Origin of the sequence: Micromonospora sp. NPDC092111 (assembly GCF_044755745.1) — a bacterium.
Taxonomy (GTDB): domain Bacteria; phylum Actinomycetota; class Actinomycetes; order Mycobacteriales; family Micromonosporaceae; genus Micromonospora.
This window is the reverse complement of the sequence record NZ_JBIVRQ010000008.1, coordinates 230,024-246,081: the sequence shown is the minus strand read 5'-3', so window position 1 is coordinate 246,081 and position 16,058 is coordinate 230,024. Positions and strand designations below refer to the sequence as shown.

At 72.5% G+C, this 16,058-nt stretch carries 12 protein-coding genes; 2 read left to right on the top strand and 10 right to left on the bottom strand.

Annotated elements, in window-relative coordinates; translation table 11 throughout:
• Positions 1 to 342, top strand: a complete 342-nt coding sequence (locus ACIQG9_RS18450; RefSeq protein ID WP_400403703.1) for a CU044_2847 family protein — start codon at positions 1 to 3, stop codon at positions 340 to 342.
• A gap of 141 nt (positions 343 to 483) precedes the next feature.
• Here the strand turns inward: ACIQG9_RS18450 and ACIQG9_RS18445 are convergent, their stop codons facing one another.
• Positions 484 to 1,833, bottom strand: coding sequence for a glycosyl hydrolase family 18 protein (locus tag ACIQG9_RS18445; protein WP_400403701.1), 1,350 nt, complete (start codon positions 1,831 to 1,833; stop codon positions 484 to 486).
• Positions 1,834 to 2,013: 180 nt separating this feature from the next.
• Between ACIQG9_RS18445 and ACIQG9_RS18440 the strand changes: the two genes are divergently transcribed.
• Positions 2,014 to 3,279 carry an ROK family protein gene (locus ACIQG9_RS18440; RefSeq protein ID WP_400403699.1) on the top strand — a complete coding sequence of 422 codons (1,266 nt, stop codon included), beginning with the start codon at positions 2,014 to 2,016 and terminating at the stop codon, positions 3,277 to 3,279.
• 115 nt (positions 3,280 to 3,394) lie between these two features.
• Here the strand turns inward: ACIQG9_RS18440 and ACIQG9_RS18435 are convergent, their stop codons facing one another.
• The 9 genes from ACIQG9_RS18435 to ACIQG9_RS18395 all read right to left on the bottom strand — a co-directional run bounded on the left by ACIQG9_RS18435 (position 3,395) and on the right by ACIQG9_RS18395 (position 15,921).
• A complete protein-coding gene (locus ACIQG9_RS18435; RefSeq protein WP_400403696.1) occupies positions 3,395 to 5,296 on the bottom strand; it encodes a ricin-type beta-trefoil lectin domain protein in 1,902 nt (633 codons plus the stop codon).
• A 347-nt stretch (positions 5,297 to 5,643) separates the two neighbouring features.
• Complete coding sequence (locus ACIQG9_RS18430; protein ID WP_400403694.1) at positions 5,644 to 7,320, bottom strand: pectinesterase family protein; 1,677 nt, start codon at positions 7,318 to 7,320, stop codon at positions 5,644 to 5,646.
• 132 nt (positions 7,321 to 7,452) lie between these two features.
• Complete coding sequence (locus ACIQG9_RS18425; RefSeq protein ID WP_400403691.1) at positions 7,453 to 8,865, bottom strand: GH1 family beta-glucosidase; 1,413 nt, start codon at positions 8,863 to 8,865, stop codon at positions 7,453 to 7,455.
• A gap of 74 nt (positions 8,866 to 8,939) precedes the next feature.
• Complete coding sequence (locus ACIQG9_RS18420) at positions 8,940 to 9,950, bottom strand: ABC transporter ATP-binding protein (protein ID WP_400403688.1); 1,011 nt, start codon at positions 9,948 to 9,950, stop codon at positions 8,940 to 8,942.
• Complete coding sequence (locus ACIQG9_RS18415) at positions 9,947 to 10,999, bottom strand: ABC transporter permease (protein WP_400403685.1); 1,053 nt, start codon at positions 10,997 to 10,999, stop codon at positions 9,947 to 9,949. Before ACIQG9_RS18415 ends, ACIQG9_RS18420 begins: the two co-directional genes overlap by 4 nt.
• Before the next feature lie 4 nt (positions 11,000 to 11,003).
• Positions 11,004 to 11,984 (bottom strand): ABC transporter permease, encoded by a 981-nt coding sequence (locus ACIQG9_RS18410; RefSeq protein ID WP_400403683.1) that lies wholly within the window; start codon positions 11,982 to 11,984, stop codon positions 11,004 to 11,006.
• Positions 11,981 to 13,033: an ABC transporter ATP-binding protein gene (locus ACIQG9_RS18405; protein ID WP_400403681.1), complete on the bottom strand. Its 1,053-nt coding sequence runs from the start codon at positions 13,031 to 13,033 to the stop codon at positions 11,981 to 11,983. Before ACIQG9_RS18405 ends, ACIQG9_RS18410 begins: the two co-directional genes overlap by 4 nt.
• A gap of 80 nt (positions 13,034 to 13,113) precedes the next feature.
• Positions 13,114 to 14,790, bottom strand: coding sequence for an ABC transporter substrate-binding protein (locus ACIQG9_RS18400; protein ID WP_400403678.1), 1,677 nt, complete (start codon positions 14,788 to 14,790; stop codon positions 13,114 to 13,116).
• Between the two features lie 129 nt (positions 14,791 to 14,919).
• Positions 14,920 to 15,921, bottom strand: a complete 1,002-nt coding sequence (locus ACIQG9_RS18395) for a LacI family DNA-binding transcriptional regulator (RefSeq protein ID WP_400403675.1) — start codon at positions 15,919 to 15,921, stop codon at positions 14,920 to 14,922.
• Between the last annotated feature and the right edge of the window lie 137 nt (positions 15,922 to 16,058).

Genomic DNA, 16,058 nt, shown 5'->3' with positions numbered 1-16,058 from the left:
ATGACCGAACTACGGCGATTCGACCTCGACGGCGGCGGCTCGGTGGTGGTCGAGGTCGACGGCAAGCCCGGCGTGACGCCCGCGGCCAACGCGGGAAAGGTGGTCCGGGAGGCGCGGGCGACGTTCGACCGGGCCCTCGAAGAGGTACGCGACGCCGCCTCCGCCGCGCTGGGCCAGTTCCAGTCGATGGCCCATCGACCGGACGAGGTCGAGATCACCTTCGGGGTGCAGTTGACCGCGGAGGCCGGCGCGGTGATCGCGCGCACCGGCGTTCAGGGGCAGCTCACGGTCACGGTGCGCTGGCGGCGGTCCCCGGACGCACCCCCACCCGATGCCCGGTAGCCGGCGCCACGGTCGCGGCCCGGCGTGGTGGCCCCGGCCGGCGGGTGGCACCGCCGGAGTGGACGCGTCGGCGGGTGGCACCGCGCCCCACCGGCCGGCCGCGCTCTCGCCCGGACGGGCTGAGCGCGGCCGGACCGGGCCTCAGCGGCCCTGGAGCGTGCGGACGTTGTCGCCGAAGGTCCAGCCCTTCGACCCGTCCCAGTTCACCGACCAGGTCATCAGGCCCTTCAGGCCGCCCCGGTAGGTGTTCCACGCCTGGGCCACCGAGGACGGGGCGAGGTAGCCACCCCCGGCGCCGGGCTGCGCGGGCAGCCCGGGCACCTGCTTGTCGTACGGGACCCGGATGGTGGTGCCCTGGACGACCAGGCCGGCGTTGAGGCAGTCGGTCTGGGCGGTGAAGCCCTGCACCGTCCCGGCGGCGTACGAGTCACCGGCGCAGCCGTACATGCTGCCGTTGTAGTACTGCATGTTCAGCCACCAGAGTCGGCCGTTGTCGGCGTACTTCTTGACGATCGGCAGGTACGCGCCCCAGATGGACCCGTAGGTGACGCTGCCGCCGGTGACGTACGCGGTCTCCGGGGCCATGGTGAGGCCGAAGCCCGCCGGCATCTGGGCCAGCACCCCGTCGATGATGCGGACCAGGTTCGCCTGGGAGGTGGACAGCCGGGTGATGTCACCGCTGCCGGTGAGCCCGGTCTCGATGTCGATGTCGATGCCGTCGAAGTTGAAGCGCTTCAGGATCGGTACCACGGTGGCGACGAACCGGTCGGCGACGGCCGCCGAGCCGAGGTCGATGCCGGCGGTCGCCCCGCCGATCGACAGCAGGATGGTCAGGCCGGCCGCCTTGGCCTGGCACATCTCGGCCGGGGTGGGCACCTTGACGGTGGCGTCCATGCCGTCCTCCCACAGCACCGTGCCGTCGGAGCGGATCACCGGGAAGGCGGCGGTGACCACGTTGTAGCCGTGCCCGGGGATCCGTGCGTCGGTGATCGGGATCCAGCCCAGCGGCGGGTGGACGCCGTTGGCCGCGCCGTCCCAGTTCTCCCAGTACCCCTGGAGCACCTTGCCCGCCGGCCTCGACCGCAGCGCGCAGGTGCCGCCGGGCGGTGGCGTGCCGGTCGCCGTGGGCGTCGGCGTCGGTGACGAGGTGGCGGTGGGGGTGGGGGTGGGCGTCGGGGTACGGGTGGGCGTGGGCGACGGCGTGCCGCCGCCGTCGCACCCGCCGAGGTCCCGCCAGAGCGACGGTGCGGCGACCGGGTTCCAGCCGGCGCCCGCCGGCGGGGTGTGGGTCACCAGCGCCTCGTACAGGTGGCCGGCGTAGGTCACCCGCGTCCCGGCCGGGTAGTTGGTGCCCTCCGTCCATGCCGGCGCGGTGCAGGCCACCAGGGCGGCGCCGGTGGTCGCCGCCGCGAAGCCGTTCGTGGCGGGCAGCGCGGCGGCGAGCAGCGCCGCGCCGGCCAGCAGGGCGGTCGCCCCACGTCGAAGTCGCATGACATACCTCCTCATCAATGGCCGGAGGCTAGCAGTTAAGTTTGTTAAATGTGAACGAGTCGCCGACGTCCGGATCAGACAGGATTGCTGTCAGTACTTAGTTAATGGCATTTATCGTGGCGTTGATGCATCCTGGGTGGGGCCGCCGGGCGGTGGCGCCCAGGAGAGGACGGCGGCGACATGGACGCCAGACGCACCACCGTGCGCGACATGCGCCGCGCCAACCGTTCGGTGCTGCTCACCCGGATCTGGCTGGACGGCCCGCTGAGTCGGCACGAGCTGGGCCAGGTCACCGCGCTGAGCCTGGCCAGCGTCAGCAACCTGGTCGGCGAGATGATCGACGAAGGGCTGGTCGAGGAGGCCGGCTCGGTCGAGTCCGACGGCGGTCGCCCCCGGGTGCTGCTGCGCGTCGCCCCCGGCTACGGCTACCTGGTCGGGGCCGACGTCGGCGAGACCCGCGTCCAGGTCGAACTCTTCGACCTGGCGATGACCGCGCTGGCCAAGGCCGAGTATCCGATCGCCCCCGCCGAGCCCGATCCCGACGGCGTGGTGGCCCACCTCCTGCACGGCCTCGGCGCGGTGGTCGACCGGGCCGGCGTCGACCCGGCCACCGTGCTCGGCTTCGGCGTCGCCGTCTCCGGCACCGTGGAGCGCACCGCCGACGCGGTCGTGCACGCCCAGACCCTCGGCTGGGACGGGGTCCCGCTCGGCGCCATGCTGCGCGCCGGCACCGACATCCCGGTGCACATCGACAACGGCGCCAAGACCCTCGGCCAGGCCGAGATGTGGTTCGGCGCCGGCCGGGGCGCCCGGCACGCCGTCATCGCCCTGGTCGGCTCGGGCGTCGGCGCCTGCGTGGTGGCCGACGGCGTGGGCTACCGGGGCGCGCACAGCAGCGCCGGCGAGTGGGGCCACACCACGGTCGTGTACGGCGGCCGGCGCTGTCGCTGCGGCAACCAGGGCTGCCTGGAGGCGTACGTCGGGGCGGAGGGGGTGCTGGACCGGTTCCGCCAGGCCAACCGGGGCCGGCCGGCGGCCGGTGGCGACGAGGAGACCGCCTTCGGCGAACTGCTGCGCTCCTCGAACCGGACGGCAGGCCGGGTGCTCGACGAGACGGTCGGCTACCTCGGCGCGGGGGTGGCCACGCTGGTCAACCTCTTCAACCCGGAACGGGTGGTGCTCGGCGGGTGGGCCGGGCTCGCGCTGGGGGAGCGGTTCCTGCCGGAGATCCGCGAGGCCACCGGGCGGCACGCGCTGCGCCAGCCGTACGCGCAGACCTCGATCGAGCTGTGCCAGCTCGGACCGGACGCGGTCGCGCTGGGCGCGGCCACCCTGCCGATGGCCCGGCTGCTGCGCGACGGCGGCGTGCCCCGGACGGCCGGCACCCCGATGCCGCCCGGGTCGCCCCGGCGCCCGGCCCGCCGCCCCCGGTCCCGCGTGCGCTGACCCCGCCCGGCTACCGCGGCGGGCGACCACCGGGCCGGCCCGGTGGCCGGTGCCGCCAGCCCCGGCGCACGGTGCCACCGGGCCGGCGCCCCGAGGGTCGCCGGCCCGGTGCGGCTCACGCCGGTAGGGTCCACTTCTGGTTGGCCGCGCCGGTGCACGACCAGACCTGCACCTTCGTGCCGTCGGCCGAGGTGTTGCCGGTGACGTCCAGGCACTTGTTCGCCTGCGGGTTCACCAGGTCCCGTCCGGCCGTCCAGGTCCACTGCTGCGCGGCGCTGCCGTTGCAGGTCCACAACTGCACCTTCGTGCCGTCGGCGGTGCCCCCGCCGGCGACGTCCAGGCACTTGCCCAGGGCGCGCAGCGTGCCGTCGGCCGCCCGGCTCCACTGCTGGTTGGGCCCGCCGGAGCAGGTCCAGAGCTGAGCCAGGGCGCCGTCGGCGGTGCTGCCGTCGGTGACGTCCAGGCACTTGCCGCCCAGGCCGGTGACCGCGCCGGTCGGGGTGCCGCCGCCGGACTGCGAGCCGGACCAGGTGAAGGTGGCGGTGGTGCGGGCCGGCAGCGAGTAGGTGAACGACTGGTTGCCCCAGACCACCTTGACCGACTGGGCGGAACCGCCGCCGTTGTGGGCGAGCAGCGCCTTGCCGCCGTCCGGGTTGCGCCAGGCGACGTTGGACACGGTGCCGTTGGCGGTGGAGGCGATCCGGGACGCGCCGGTCCGGACGAACTTGGTCAGGTGCCCGGTGGTGTAGTACTCGACGGTGTAGTCGACCTGGCCGGCGCGGGCCCCGCCCTCCTGCACGGTGATCAGGCCGGTGCAGGTGCCGCAGCCCCCGTTGTGCGGCCCGCCGTTCTGGTTGACCGCGAGGCTCCACTTGACCACGCTGCGGCTCCAGTTCCGGGCGTAGTTCACGATGTCGGCCATGTCCTCGTTGTGCTGGTTGCCGACCCAGGTGCCGCCGGAGTGCTCGGTGCTGAACTGCGGCACCGCCGGGTACTGGCCCTGCACCTGGCTGCCCACCGACGGGTCACCGAAGTAGCCGTGCCAGGCGATGCCGCCGAAGAGCGGGTCGGTACGCACCGCGGCGTCGCCCAGCAGCCCGGCGCCGATGGTGCCGTAGTCGCCGTAGTTCCAGTCGTGCACCAGCACCTTGGTGGTGATCCCGGCGGCCCGGAACGCCGGGTAGACGAAGTTCTTGGTCAGCTCGACCAGCCCGGAGGAGTTCCAGCTCATCCCGGGGTAGTCCATCGCGGTCGGGTTGCCGGACTGGCAGCAGTTCGGCTCGTTCTGCACCGACAGGTAGTCGACCTTGACGCCGCGCGCCGCGTACGCCTGGATGGTCTTGACGAAGTACTGGGCGTAGGTGGCGTAGTACTCGTACTTCAGCCAGCCCATCTGGTCCATCCGGCCGTTGTCCTTCATCCAGCCGGGCGCGCTCCACGGCACCACCATCACCCGCAGCGACGGGTTGAGCTGGCGCGCCTGCGCGGTCAGTAGCTCGACGTTGGTGTTGTAGCCGTTGGCCCCGAAGCCGTTCAGGTCGCAGCAGGTGTCGTCGAGCGAGACGTTGCCGGGTCGGGACAGGTCGGACGCGCCGATCGGGTTGCGGACGAAGGACAGCCCGATGCCGTCGGTGGGGCTGAACAGCTTGCGCATCACCTCGTCCCGGGTGGCGGCGCTGACCGGGCCACCGCGCAGCAGGTACGCCGTGGTGTCGGTGATCGACGCGCCAGCCCCCTCGAACTGCTGGTAGCGGGTGTTCTCGTCGACGGTGATGGTGTGCGTCGCCGACCCGCTGGACGCGGCGAAGGCGACCGGGGTCTGCGGTTGCAGGCCCCGGGTGACGGTGCGTCCGCCGGCGTCGGAGGTGGTGGTGAGCCAGACGTTGACGCTCTCCCCGGCGGCGCTGGCCGGCGGCGGCGCGAGGGTGAGCGCGCCGGCCACCAGGCAGAGCGCGAGGGTCCCGGCCCGCGCGGCGCGGGCCGGCGAGCGCAGGAGGTGCGGCGGGGTGGGGGACACGGAGTGCTCCCTTCGGTGGGGGACGGCGCGCGGCGGCGCACCCGTGCGGGAGCGTGGACGGTCCGCCGGCACCGGGGACGATGGCGGGTCGGGCGGTCGGGGGGCCGCGCCGGGTCGCCTGGGCCGCCGTCGTCCGGCAAACAGCGAACGAATCGACAACCATGACTGAGCCAACACCGTTCCACTGCTTGTGTCAAGAAATGAAGAAAGTCGCCCGGTCGCCGGTCAGGGCGGGCAGCACCGTGCCCCGACGGCGCGCGGGCGACGTCGGGGCACGGTGCCGGGCAGGCCGTGGTGCCACGCTGGCGCGGGGCGGCGTCGGGCCGCCACCGCGCGCCAGCGGTGGGTCAGGAGGTCGGGTTCCAGCCGTCCGGGCCGGCGAGGTACCGCTGCGCGGTGTACGTCGGCGCCTGGGCGTCGGTGAGCTGCGGTCGGTCGGCGGTGACCGTCGAGCCGGGCCCGCCGTTGCGGTACTCGAAGAACCGGGCGTCCTTCCACGAGAAGCCGGACATGTCGGTCCAGGGAGAGTTCTTGACGTGTGCGCCGAGGACGCTGTCGCGGAACACCACCTGGCCGATCGCGTTGACGTCCCCGCTCGGGTGCCAGGGCCGGCCGAGGTGCACGCTCTGCGCCGCCGCCGAGTCGGTGGTCAGCGTGCAGCCGGTGAAGAGCAGCCCGTACGGGTTGCTGATCATGGTGGCGGCGGCGGTGACGTACCCGTTGTTGCTCGACGAGCCGCGGCTGAGCGACCGGATCTCGCAGCGGTCGAAGACGCCGGTGCCCCGGCCGAAGATGAAGTCGACGTCGCCCTCGACGTAGCAGTTGCGGAAGTACGCCCGGCCGATCGCGTCGGTGCTGGCGCTGTTGTGGTAGAGCGTGTCCTGGTTGCCGAGGAACCGCACGTTGTCGAAGACCAGTCGGTCGGCCCGGGTGAGCACGGCCACCGCCTGCTCGGCGCTGTAGTCGTGCGTCGCCTCGTCGAAGCTGTTGGCGAAGGTGAGGTGCCGGGCGGTGAAGTCGTGGCCGTCGATGGTCACCGACGCGCTGCCCGAGGTGCCGTAGGTGCCGCCGCCGGGCTTCGGGGTGCCCGAGGCGTTGTCGTAGGTGATCACCACGTCCCGGGCGTTGCCGGTCGACCCGACGAACGAGACGTACGGCTTGCTGGCCGGCACCGACACCAGCTCCCGGTAGGTGCCCGGCTTGATGGTGATGGTGTACCGGCTGGAGTTGCCCGCCGGCACCGCGTCCACCGCCGCCTGCACGCTGGTGAAGTTGCCGCTGCCGTCCCGGGCCACCACGGAGGAGCGGGCGACCGGTGGAGCGCTGGTCGGCGGGGTCGTCGTGGGGGTCGCCGTCGGGGGCGTGGTGGGGGCGGCGGTCGGGGTGGGGGTGGTGGTGCCGCCGCTGGTCACGGTGACGTCGTCGTACCGGGCGGTGGCGTAGCCGGTCTGCACGCCGATCCGGCCGGTCGCGGCGACCGTGCTGGTGCCGGTGGCGACCAACGCACCGTCGACCCAGCCGCGCACCGTCGATCCGGCGACCTCGATCCGCAGGGTGTACCAGTTACCGGCGGCCACCGGCCGGGACGCCGCGCCCAGCGTGGTGGCGGTGCCGCTGCGCACCGCCTCCAGCCGTACCTGGTCGCCGGGGAGCAGGGCCAGCCGGTAGTAGCTGGTGGAGCTGCTGGCCCGGGCGAGTAGGGCGACCGTGCCGTCGGCGGGCAGGGTGAGCGGCTTGACCCGGGCCTGCACGGTGTAGTCGGCCCAGGCCGTGTTGCCGGCGAAGAGCCGGGCGTTGTCGGTGTCGCCCTTGGCCTGCTGCAACGCGGCGCTGCCGTCGGTGACCACCGACCAGGTGCCGCCGGACTTCGACCAGCCGGCGGTGTCACCGTCGGAGAAGTCGTCGCTGAACAGGGTGGCGGCGAACGCGACCTGCGCGCCGCCGAACTGGGTGAGGGCGAGCAGTGCGGTGGTGAGTGTCGCGGTGGCGACGGCGAGCAGGGACCGTCGGCGGTTTCGGCGCATGGCGGATGAACCTCCGGGGACGGGGAAGGAGGCCGGAAACGGTGCGTGAAAGCGCTTTCCTGGCGCACGTTAGCCCCGTCCACGCATGACTGTCAATGCGTTCCCGGCCCCGCTCCATTGCCGCCCGTACGGTCAGCGCTGGCCGCGTACCCGCCGCACGGTGTCCCGGTACCACAGCGCGCTGCGCTTGGGGGTGCGCTCCTGGGTGGCGTAGTCGACCCGGACGATGCCGAACCGCTTGTCGTAGCCGTACGCCCACTCGAAGTTGTCCAGCAGCGACCAGGCGAAGTACCCGCGCACATCCGCCCCGGCCAGCCGCGCCCGGGCCACCGCCCGCAGGTGCTCGGCCAGGTACGCCACCCGGTCGTCGTCGGCCACGAAACCGTCGGCGTCGGGCTGGTCGTCGAACGCCGCGCCGTTCTCGGTGACCATCAGCGGCACCCCCGGGTAGTCCCGGCTCAACCGCACCAGCAGCTCGGTGAAGGAGTCCGGCACGATCTCCCAGTCCATCGCCGTACGCGGCAGGTCCCGCTGGACCACCCGCTGCACCGGCAGGCCGTCGTCGTCCCGGTCGCGGCCCTGCTCGTCCACCCCGGAGAAGACCTGGCCGAAGTAGTAGTTCACGCCGAGCACGTCGAACGGGGAGGCGATCACCGCCAGGTCACCCTCCTCGACCGGCACCCGCACCCCCGCGTGCGCCAGGTCGTCCAGCACGTCCTGCGGGTAGCGGCCGTGGACCAGCGGGTCGAGGTAGAACCGGGTGCCCATCCCGTCGGCGGCCCGGGCCGCGTTCCGGTCGGCCGGGCTGTCGCTGGCCGGATCGGCCGCCGCCAGGTTGACCGTGACGCCCAGCTCCAGCGGGCCGCTCGCCGCCGCCCGCAGCCGGCGTACCGCCAGTCCGTGGCCGAGCAGCAGGTGGTGCACGGCGGCGATGGCGTCGCCCAGGTCGCGGCGGCCCGGCGCGTGCTTGCCGTACGCGTAACCGAGCATCGCCGAGCACCACGGCTCGTTCAGCGTGGTCCACGTCCGCACCCGGTCGCCCAGGGCGTCGAAGACCAGCTCCGCGTAGTCGGCGAACCGGTACGCGGTGTCCCGGGCCGGCCAGCCGCCGGCGTCCTCCAGCTCCTGCGGCAGGTCCCAGTGGTAGAGCGTCACCCACGGGTCGATCCCCCGGCCGAGCAGCTCGTCGACCAGCCGGTCGTAGAAGGCCAGGCCGGCCGGATTGGCCGGTCCGCGCCCACCCGGCTGCACCCGGGGCCAGGCCACCGAGAAACGGTAGGTGTCCAGCCCGAGGTCCGCGATCAACCCCACGTCCTGCGGCATCCGGTGGTAGTGGTCGCAGGCCACCTCACCGGTGTCCCCGTTCGCCACCGCCCCCGGCACCCGGCAGAAGGTGTCCCAGATGGACGGGGTACGACCATCCTCGGCCACCGCGCCCTCGATCTGGTACGACGAGGTGGCCACCCCCCACCGGAACGTCGGCGGGAGGCTGTCGATCGGGTCGGCCTGCCCGGTCTCCGTCGGGATGGTGAGGTCGGTGTCCATGGTTCTCCTCGCGGTCGCGGGTGGTACGGGAACGGGTGCCCGGCTGGTGGCCGGGCCGGTCGGGCGGTGACGGTTCACCGGGGGACCGCCTCGGCGGCGGGATGCAGCCAACAGGCGACGGTGCGCCCCGGACCGTCGTCGCCGGCCGGCGGGCCGAGCGGCGGCAGCCGTTCCGCGCAGGGCGCGAACGCCCGGGGGCAGCGCGGGTGGAAGGCGCACCCGGTCGGCATCGCCCTGAGGTCCGGCGGCGAGCCGGGAATGCCGGTCAGCTCCCGGCGGGGCCCACGCAGCGCCGGGAAGGAGTGCAGCAGCCCGTCGGTGTACGGGTGCAGCGCCCGCTGGTAGAGCTGCGCCGCGGGCGCCTCCTCGACGATCCGGCCGCCGTACATGATGGCGATCCGGTCGGAGAACTCGACCAGCAGCGACACGTCGTGGGTGATGAACAGCACCGCGAAGCCGAGCCGTTCGCGCAGCTCGGCGAGCTGGCCGAGGATCTGGCGCTGCATCACCACGTCGAGCGCGGTGGTCGGCTCGTCCATGATGACGACCTGCGGCTCCAAGGCCAGCGCCATGGCGATCATGACCCGCTGCCGCATCCCGCCGGAGAGCTGGTGCGGATAGCTGTCCAGCCGGTCGGCGGAGATGCCGACCAGCCGCAGCAGGTCCCGGGCCCGGGCCGCCCGGCCCGCCCGGGTGCTGCCCGGCTCGTGCGCCCGGATCACGTCGAGTAGCTGGGTGGAGACCTTGTGCACCGGGTTGAGCGAGTTCATCGCGCCCTGGAACACGATCGAGGTCTCGGCCCAGCGGAACGCCCGCAACCCGGCGGGGGAGAGCGACAGCACGTCCACCGGCGGGCCGTCGACCGGGTGGTAGAGCACCTCGCCGCCGCTGACCACCCCGGGCGGGGGCAGCAACCGGGTCAGCCCGTACGCCAGGGTCGACTTGCCGCTGCCGCTCTCGCCGGCCAACCCCAGCACCTCCCCCCGGTGCAGGGTGAGGTCCACGTCGCGGACGGCGTGCACCGCCTCGTCGCCGAGGCCGTAGTCGACCCGGAGCTTCCTGATCTCCAGCACCGGCGTGCTCATCGGCCGGCCTCCTCTCCGCTCGCGGTGACCGGTGCCGGGCGCCGGACGGGCGACGGGTCGGCCGGGGGACGGGTCAGCACCGGGGTGAAGCCGACCCGCATCCGCACCAGGTGCCCGTCGGCGGTGCGGATCCGGGTCCGGCCGCCGCTGCGCAGCCGTGGGCTGACGAACTCGTCGATGCCGAAGTTGATCAGGGCGAGGGCGGTGCCGAGCAGCGCGATGGCGAGCCCGGCCGGCACGAACCACCACCAGGCCCCCTGGGCCAGGGCCTGCTGGCTCTGCGCCCAGAACAGGATGGTGCCCCAGTTCCACGACGACACCGACGAGATGCCGATGAAGGCCAGGGTGATCTCCGACATGACCGCGAACACGACCGTGCCGACGAAGCCGGAGGCGATGATCGCGGTCAGGTTCGGCAGGATCTCGAAGACGATGATCCGCCAGGTGCTCTCGCCGGTGGCCCGGGCCGCCTCCACGTAGTCGCGCCGACGCAGCGACAGCGTCTGCGCCCGCAGCACCCGTGCCCCCCAGGCCCACGAGGTGAGCCCGATGACCAGCGCCACGACCAGGTCACCGGCGTCGGTGACGGTGGACGTGACGATGATGATCAACGGCAGCGCGGGGATCACCAGGAACACGTTGGACAGCGCCGAGAGACCGTCGTCGTAGGCCCCGCCCAGGTAACCGGCGGTCACCCCGACCAGCACGGACAGCACGGTGGCCACCACCCCGGCGGTCAGCCCGACCAGCATCACCCCCCGGGTGCCGACCAGGATCTGGCTGAACACGTCCTGGCCGAGGTGGGTGGTGCCGAACCAGTGCTGCGCCGACGGCGGCTGGAGCAGCTCGCCGCTGCGGGCGTCCGGGTCGTACGGGGCGATCCACGGCCCGATCACCGCGAGCAGCGCGTACCCGGCGACCAGGACCAGCCCGGTCGCGGCCTTGCCCCCGGTGACGAAGCGCCACCGGCGGCGGCGCGGGGCCGACGGCTGGGCCATCGCCCCCTGCTTCGGGATGACCTGCTCGATGCTGGAGGTGGGAATGCTCATCGCCTCAGCCCTCCTTGCGGGTACGCGGGTCGAGCGCCAGGTACGCCAGGTCGGCGAGCAGGTTCGCCACCAGCACCGAGAGCGTGATGACCAGGAAGATGCCCTGCATCAGCGGGTAGTCCTTGGCGCTGACCGCCCGGAACAGCAGGAAGCCCAGGCCCGGGTAGGAGAAGACGATCTCCACCAGCAGGGTGCCGCCGACGATGAAGCCCAGCGACAGCGCGAACCCGGCCACGTTGGGCAGCAGCGCGTTGCGGGCCGCGTAGCTCAGCGCCACCCGGCGCTCCGGCAGGCCCTTGGCGTGCGCCACGGTGATGTAGTCCTCGGCGGCGACGGTGACCATCATGTTGCGCATGCTGAGGATCCAGCCGCTCATCGACGAGATCAGGATGGTCGCGGCGGGCAGCAGGCTGTGCTGCACGGCGCTGCCCAGGAAGATGCTGTCCAGGGCCGGCACCAGGCCCGGCTCGTAGCCGCCGGAGGAGGGGAAGAAACTGCCCGGCCCGGCCAGCACGGCGATCGCCACCAGGCCCAGCCAGAAGTACGGCACCGAGGACAGGAAGGTGGTGGCCGGCAGCAGCCCGTCCCACCAGGAGCCGCGCCGCCAGCCGGCCAGCACGCCCAACCCGGTGCCGAGGGCGAAACTGATCAGGGTGGTGATCCCGACCAGGGCCAGCGTCCACGGCAGCGCGTCGCCGATCACCTCCGACACCGGCGCCGGGAACGCGGTGAACGACAGCCCCAGGTCGCCGTGGAACAGTTGGGCCCAGTAGTCGACGTACTGCTCCCAGAGGCTGTCGCCGGAGTCGAGGCCGAACAGCACGTACAGCGATCTGATCGCGTCGCTGCTGAGCTGGCCCTGATAGCGGGAGATCAGCGACCGGACCGGGTCACCGGGGATCATCCGGGGGATGAAGAAGTTGATGGTCAGCGCGGCCCACGCGGTGAACAGGTAGAAGGCCAGTCGGCGCAGCAGGTACGTCACGAGGCCACCGCCGGGTCGTAGAGCCAGCAGGCCGCCCAGTGACCGGGCCGGTCGTCGACGTCGAGACGGGGCGGCAGGTCGGTGGCGCACCGGGGCATCGCCACCGGGCAGCGCGGATGGAACCGGCAGCCGGCCGGTGGTCGGACCAGGCTCGGTGGCTCCCCGTCGCCCCGTTCCCCGGCGTCGTCGCGCTCCCCGCCGGTGATCCGGTCCGGGTCGGGCGCCGAGCCGATCAACAGCCGGGTGTACGGGTGCGCGGGCTGCTGGGTGACGGTCTCGCTGTCGCCGCCCTCGACCAGCCGTCCGGCGTACATCACCAGGGTCTCGTCGGCGAAGTAGCGGGCCGAGGCGATGTCGTGGGTGATGTAGAGGATGGCCAGGTCGAGCCGTTCCTTGAGGTCGCGCAGCAGGTTGAGCACGCCGAGCCGGATGGAGACGTCGAGCATCGACACCGGCTCGTCGGCGAGCAGCACGTCCGGGTCGGCGCCGAGCGCGCGGGCGATGGCCACCCGCTGCCGCTGCCCGCCCGACAGCTCGTGCGGGAACTTGTCCAGGTAGCGCTCGGCGGGGGTGAGGGACACCCGGTCGAGCAGGCCGGCCAGCGCCGTGTCCAGGTCGGCGGGGGTGCGACCGCCGTTGCCGTGGATGCGCAGCGCGCGGGTCAGGTGGTAGCGGACGGTGTGCACCGGGTTCAGCGAGGCGAACGGGTCCTGGAAGATCAACTGCACCCGGCGGGCGTACGCCCGGAAGGGCCGCCCGCCGCGTACGGTGACCGGCTCGCCGTGCAGCCGGATCGTGCCGGCGGTGCGGGGGTAGAGCTGCGCCAGCAGCCGGGCGACGGTCGACTTGCCGGAGCCGGACTCGCCGACCAGGGCGGTGACCCGGCCCCGGCGCAGGGTGAGATCGACGTCGTCGACCGCGTGCACGGCCGGGGTGGTGCGGGACAGCAGGCCGCGCAGCCGCCTGCGCAGCGGGAAGTGCTTGGTCAGGCCGACCGCCTCCAGCACCTCCTCGCGGACGGCCGGGGCGTCCGTGGTGGGGGTCGTCATGCCGGGTTCCTGTCTGCTCGGGAGAGGGGGACACCCGCCGGTGGTCCGGGCGGCGGGAGCCGCCGCCCGGACCGCGACGGTCAGGAACCCGCCGGCCGTAGGTGCTGCACGACGTCGGCGGCGTTCGGCTGGGTGGGCTGCGCCGCGCCGTAGGGGTTGGCGTCGTCCGGCCAGCCGGTCCAGTTCTTCGAGCTGTAGGCGGCGCCGACGTTGTCCGCGCCGACCGGCACCATCGGCATCTGCTCCACGAAGACCTTCTGCAGGGTGGCCATCGCCGTCGTCCGCGCGGCGTCGTCGGTGGCGTTGGCGTACGCGGTCAGCGCGGCGGTGGCCTCGGGGTTGTTGAAGCGGCCGAAGTTGCCGGCCGGGGATGCCTTGCCCACCGGCCTGAGCAGCCGGCCGTCCATCACCGTCTGGTAGATGTCGTACGGGGTGGCGCCGCCGTTGGTCCACCGGAAGGTGGCGTCGAACTTGCCCTCCTCCAGGTTGCGGCTCCAGGCGTCCTGGTTGGCCTTGTCGACGGTGGCCGCGATGCCGATCTTCGACAGGTTGTCCTTCACGATCTCCAGGCTGGTCTGGTAGTCCGACCAGCCGGCGGGGTCGGTGAGGGTGAGGGTCACCGGCTTGCCGGCCGGGTCGAGCAGCGTGCTGCCGGAGTAGCGGAAGCCGGCACCGGTGAGCAGCGCCTTCGCCCCGTCCACGTCGACCTTGTGCTCCTGGCCCTTGAACTCGGCCGAGATGAAGGCGTCACCGGCCGGGCTGGGCAGCCCGGTCACGCTCTTGACCAGGGGGTGGAAGTAGCCCGCCTCGGCCTGCTGGAAGATGTCCTCCCGGTTGATCACCATGTTCATCGCCCGCCGCAGCGCCGGGTTGTCGAACGGCTTCTTGGTGGTGTTGATGTAGAGGCCGTGGATGCCGAGCACCGGCGGTGCCCACACCTTGTGGTTGGCCGGGTCCTTGCCGACGAAGACCGTCTGGACGTTCGGGATGAACACGAAGCTCCACTCCGACTCGCCGTTGGCCAGCGCGGTGGTCTGCGCGTTGTTGTCGGTGTACGAGGTGTAGCGCAGCTCCTTGACCTTCGGCAGCTCGCCCCAGTAGCCGCTGGAGCGCACCGTCAGGGTGGTGGTCTGCGGGGTGAACGACTTCAGCGTGTACGCGCCGCTGCCCACCGCGCCCTTGTTGATGTCGGTGGTCGGGTCCTTGTAGGTCGACCAGATGTGCTCCGGCACGATCGGCACCTGGGCCAGCACCTTCTGCTGGTTGACGAACTGTGGGCTGTCGAAGGTGAGTGTCACCTCGTTGCCGCTGCTGGCCACCGACTTGTACGGCGTGGCGAACAGGTTCAGACCCTCGTTGGCCTTGATCAGGTTGTAGGTGAAGGCGACATCGGCGGCGGTGACCGGCTTGCCGTCGGACCAGGTGGCATTGTCCCGGACGGTCACCTTCACCGAGGTGTAGTCGGCGGCCCACTCCGCCTTGGTGGCCAGCCAGGGCTTGAACGGCTCGGCCGGCTTGACCGGGTTCCACATCATCAGCGGCTCGTAGATCTGCCAGCGGTAGCCCAGCGAGTTGGCCGACGAGGTGCTCAGGAACGGGTTGTGGTTCTCGGTCTGCGGCCCGTTGGGCATGCCGACGTTGAGTACCGTCGCCCCGCCGCCCTTGCTGTCGCGGGCCCGGGTGTTGGCGGTCTCCGAGCAGCCGGCCAGGGTGACCGCGCCGGCCAGCGCGATGGCGACGAACTGTCGTCTTCTCATGGTGGTCTCCCTCGGTGCTCCCGTGCTCGGGAGCGGGGTGGTGGTGGGTGAAGGGTGTGCGGTGTCGCCGCCGGTCGGCGCGTGCGGTGCCGCCGGCGGGGTGTGGGTCGGACGGTGCCGGGTGGACGGTCAACCGGCGCGGGTGGATCCGCGCACGGTGAAGGTGGTGGGGATGACGGTGGGCGAGTCGGGCAGGGGTGTGCCGTCGAAGTGCGAGACGAGGGTGCGGGCCGCCGCCGCGCCCATCTGACGCAGCGGCTGGCGTACGGAGGTCAGCGGCGGGTGGGTGTGCCCGGCCAGCGGCAGGTCGTCGAAGCCGACGACCGCCACGTCCTGCGGGACCCGGCGGCCGGCGTCGCGTAGCGCCTGCAACGCCCCGGCGGCGGAGAGGTCGTTGTGGGCGAACACGGCGTCGAACGGCACGCCGGCGTCGAGCAGCCGGTCCACCGCCGCCCGCCCGCAGTCGAAGGTGAAGTCGCCCTCCACGACCAGGGGCGGGTCGATCGGCAGCCCGGCCTCGGCATAGCCGTCGGCGAAGCCGGCCAGCCGTTCCCGGGTGCAGCCGAAGCGGCGCTGGCCGGTGATGACCAGCGGGCGTCGTCGTCCGAGGGCGAGCAGGTGACCGGCGGCGGCGCGGGCGCCGGCGGCGTTGGTGGTCCGTACCGAGGGGAAGCGCGGCTGGTGGGCGCGGTCGTCGATGAGGATCACCGGCAGGCCCCGCCGGTGCAGCCCGGTGATGTAGTCGAGGGTGCCCTCGGGCTCGACGACCAGCAGACCGTCGAACGCCTTCGCCGAGACCTGGGAGGCGAACCGCCGCATCGACTCGTCGCCCCGGTTGCAGGTGAACAGCAGCAGGCCGTAGCCCTCGGTCTCGACGACGTCGACCGCGCCCTGCAACACCTCGCCCATCCACGGCCAGGTGAGGGCGGGCACCAGCATCCCGACCACCCGGGTCCGGCCCCGGGCCAGCCCGACCGCCCGCGCGCTGGGCACGTAGCCCAGGGCGGTGATGACGGCGCGCACCCGGTCGGCGGTCCGCGCGTCCACCTCGCCCTTGCCGTTGAGCACCCGGGACACGGTGGTCTTGCTCACCCCCGCCCGGGTGGCGACGTCGGCGATGGTGATCGGCACGGGGGCTCCCGGGACGCAGGGGGTGGGGTGGTTCGGAACCGGTTGCGGAAGCGGTTCCGTCGCAGTCAACCGAAGTGGCAGTGGTCACGTCAATAACAGCCAGGTAACAAAACATGACTAATTTCAAGAGTTCAAAT

What these genes read in the sequence shown, in the direction of transcription:
- ACIQG9_RS18450 (WP_400403703.1), top strand. Translation starts at nt 1, where the DNA reads ATGACCGAACTACGGCGATTCGACCTCGACGGCGGCGGCTCGGTGGTG.
- ACIQG9_RS18445 (WP_400403701.1), bottom strand. Translation starts at nt 1,833, where the DNA reads ATGCGACTTCGACGTGGGGCGACCGCCCTGCTGGCCGGCGCGGCGCTG.
- ACIQG9_RS18440 (WP_400403699.1), top strand. Translation starts at nt 2,014, where the DNA reads ATGGACGCCAGACGCACCACCGTGCGCGACATGCGCCGCGCCAACCGT.
- ACIQG9_RS18430 (WP_400403694.1), bottom strand. Translation starts at nt 7,320, where the DNA reads ATGCGCCGAAACCGCCGACGGTCCCTGCTCGCCGTCGCCACCGCGACA.
- ACIQG9_RS18425 (WP_400403691.1), bottom strand. Translation starts at nt 8,865, where the DNA reads ATGGACACCGACCTCACCATCCCGACGGAGACCGGGCAGGCCGACCCG.
- ACIQG9_RS18420 (WP_400403688.1), bottom strand. Translation starts at nt 9,950, where the DNA reads ATGAGCACGCCGGTGCTGGAGATCAGGAAGCTCCGGGTCGACTACGGC.
- ACIQG9_RS18415 (WP_400403685.1), bottom strand. Translation starts at nt 10,999, where the DNA reads ATGAGCATTCCCACCTCCAGCATCGAGCAGGTCATCCCGAAGCAGGGG.
- ACIQG9_RS18405 (WP_400403681.1), bottom strand. Translation starts at nt 13,033, where the DNA reads ATGACGACCCCCACCACGGACGCCCCGGCCGTCCGCGAGGAGGTGCTG.
- ACIQG9_RS18400 (WP_400403678.1), bottom strand. Translation starts at nt 14,790, where the DNA reads ATGAGAAGACGACAGTTCGTCGCCATCGCGCTGGCCGGCGCGGTCACC.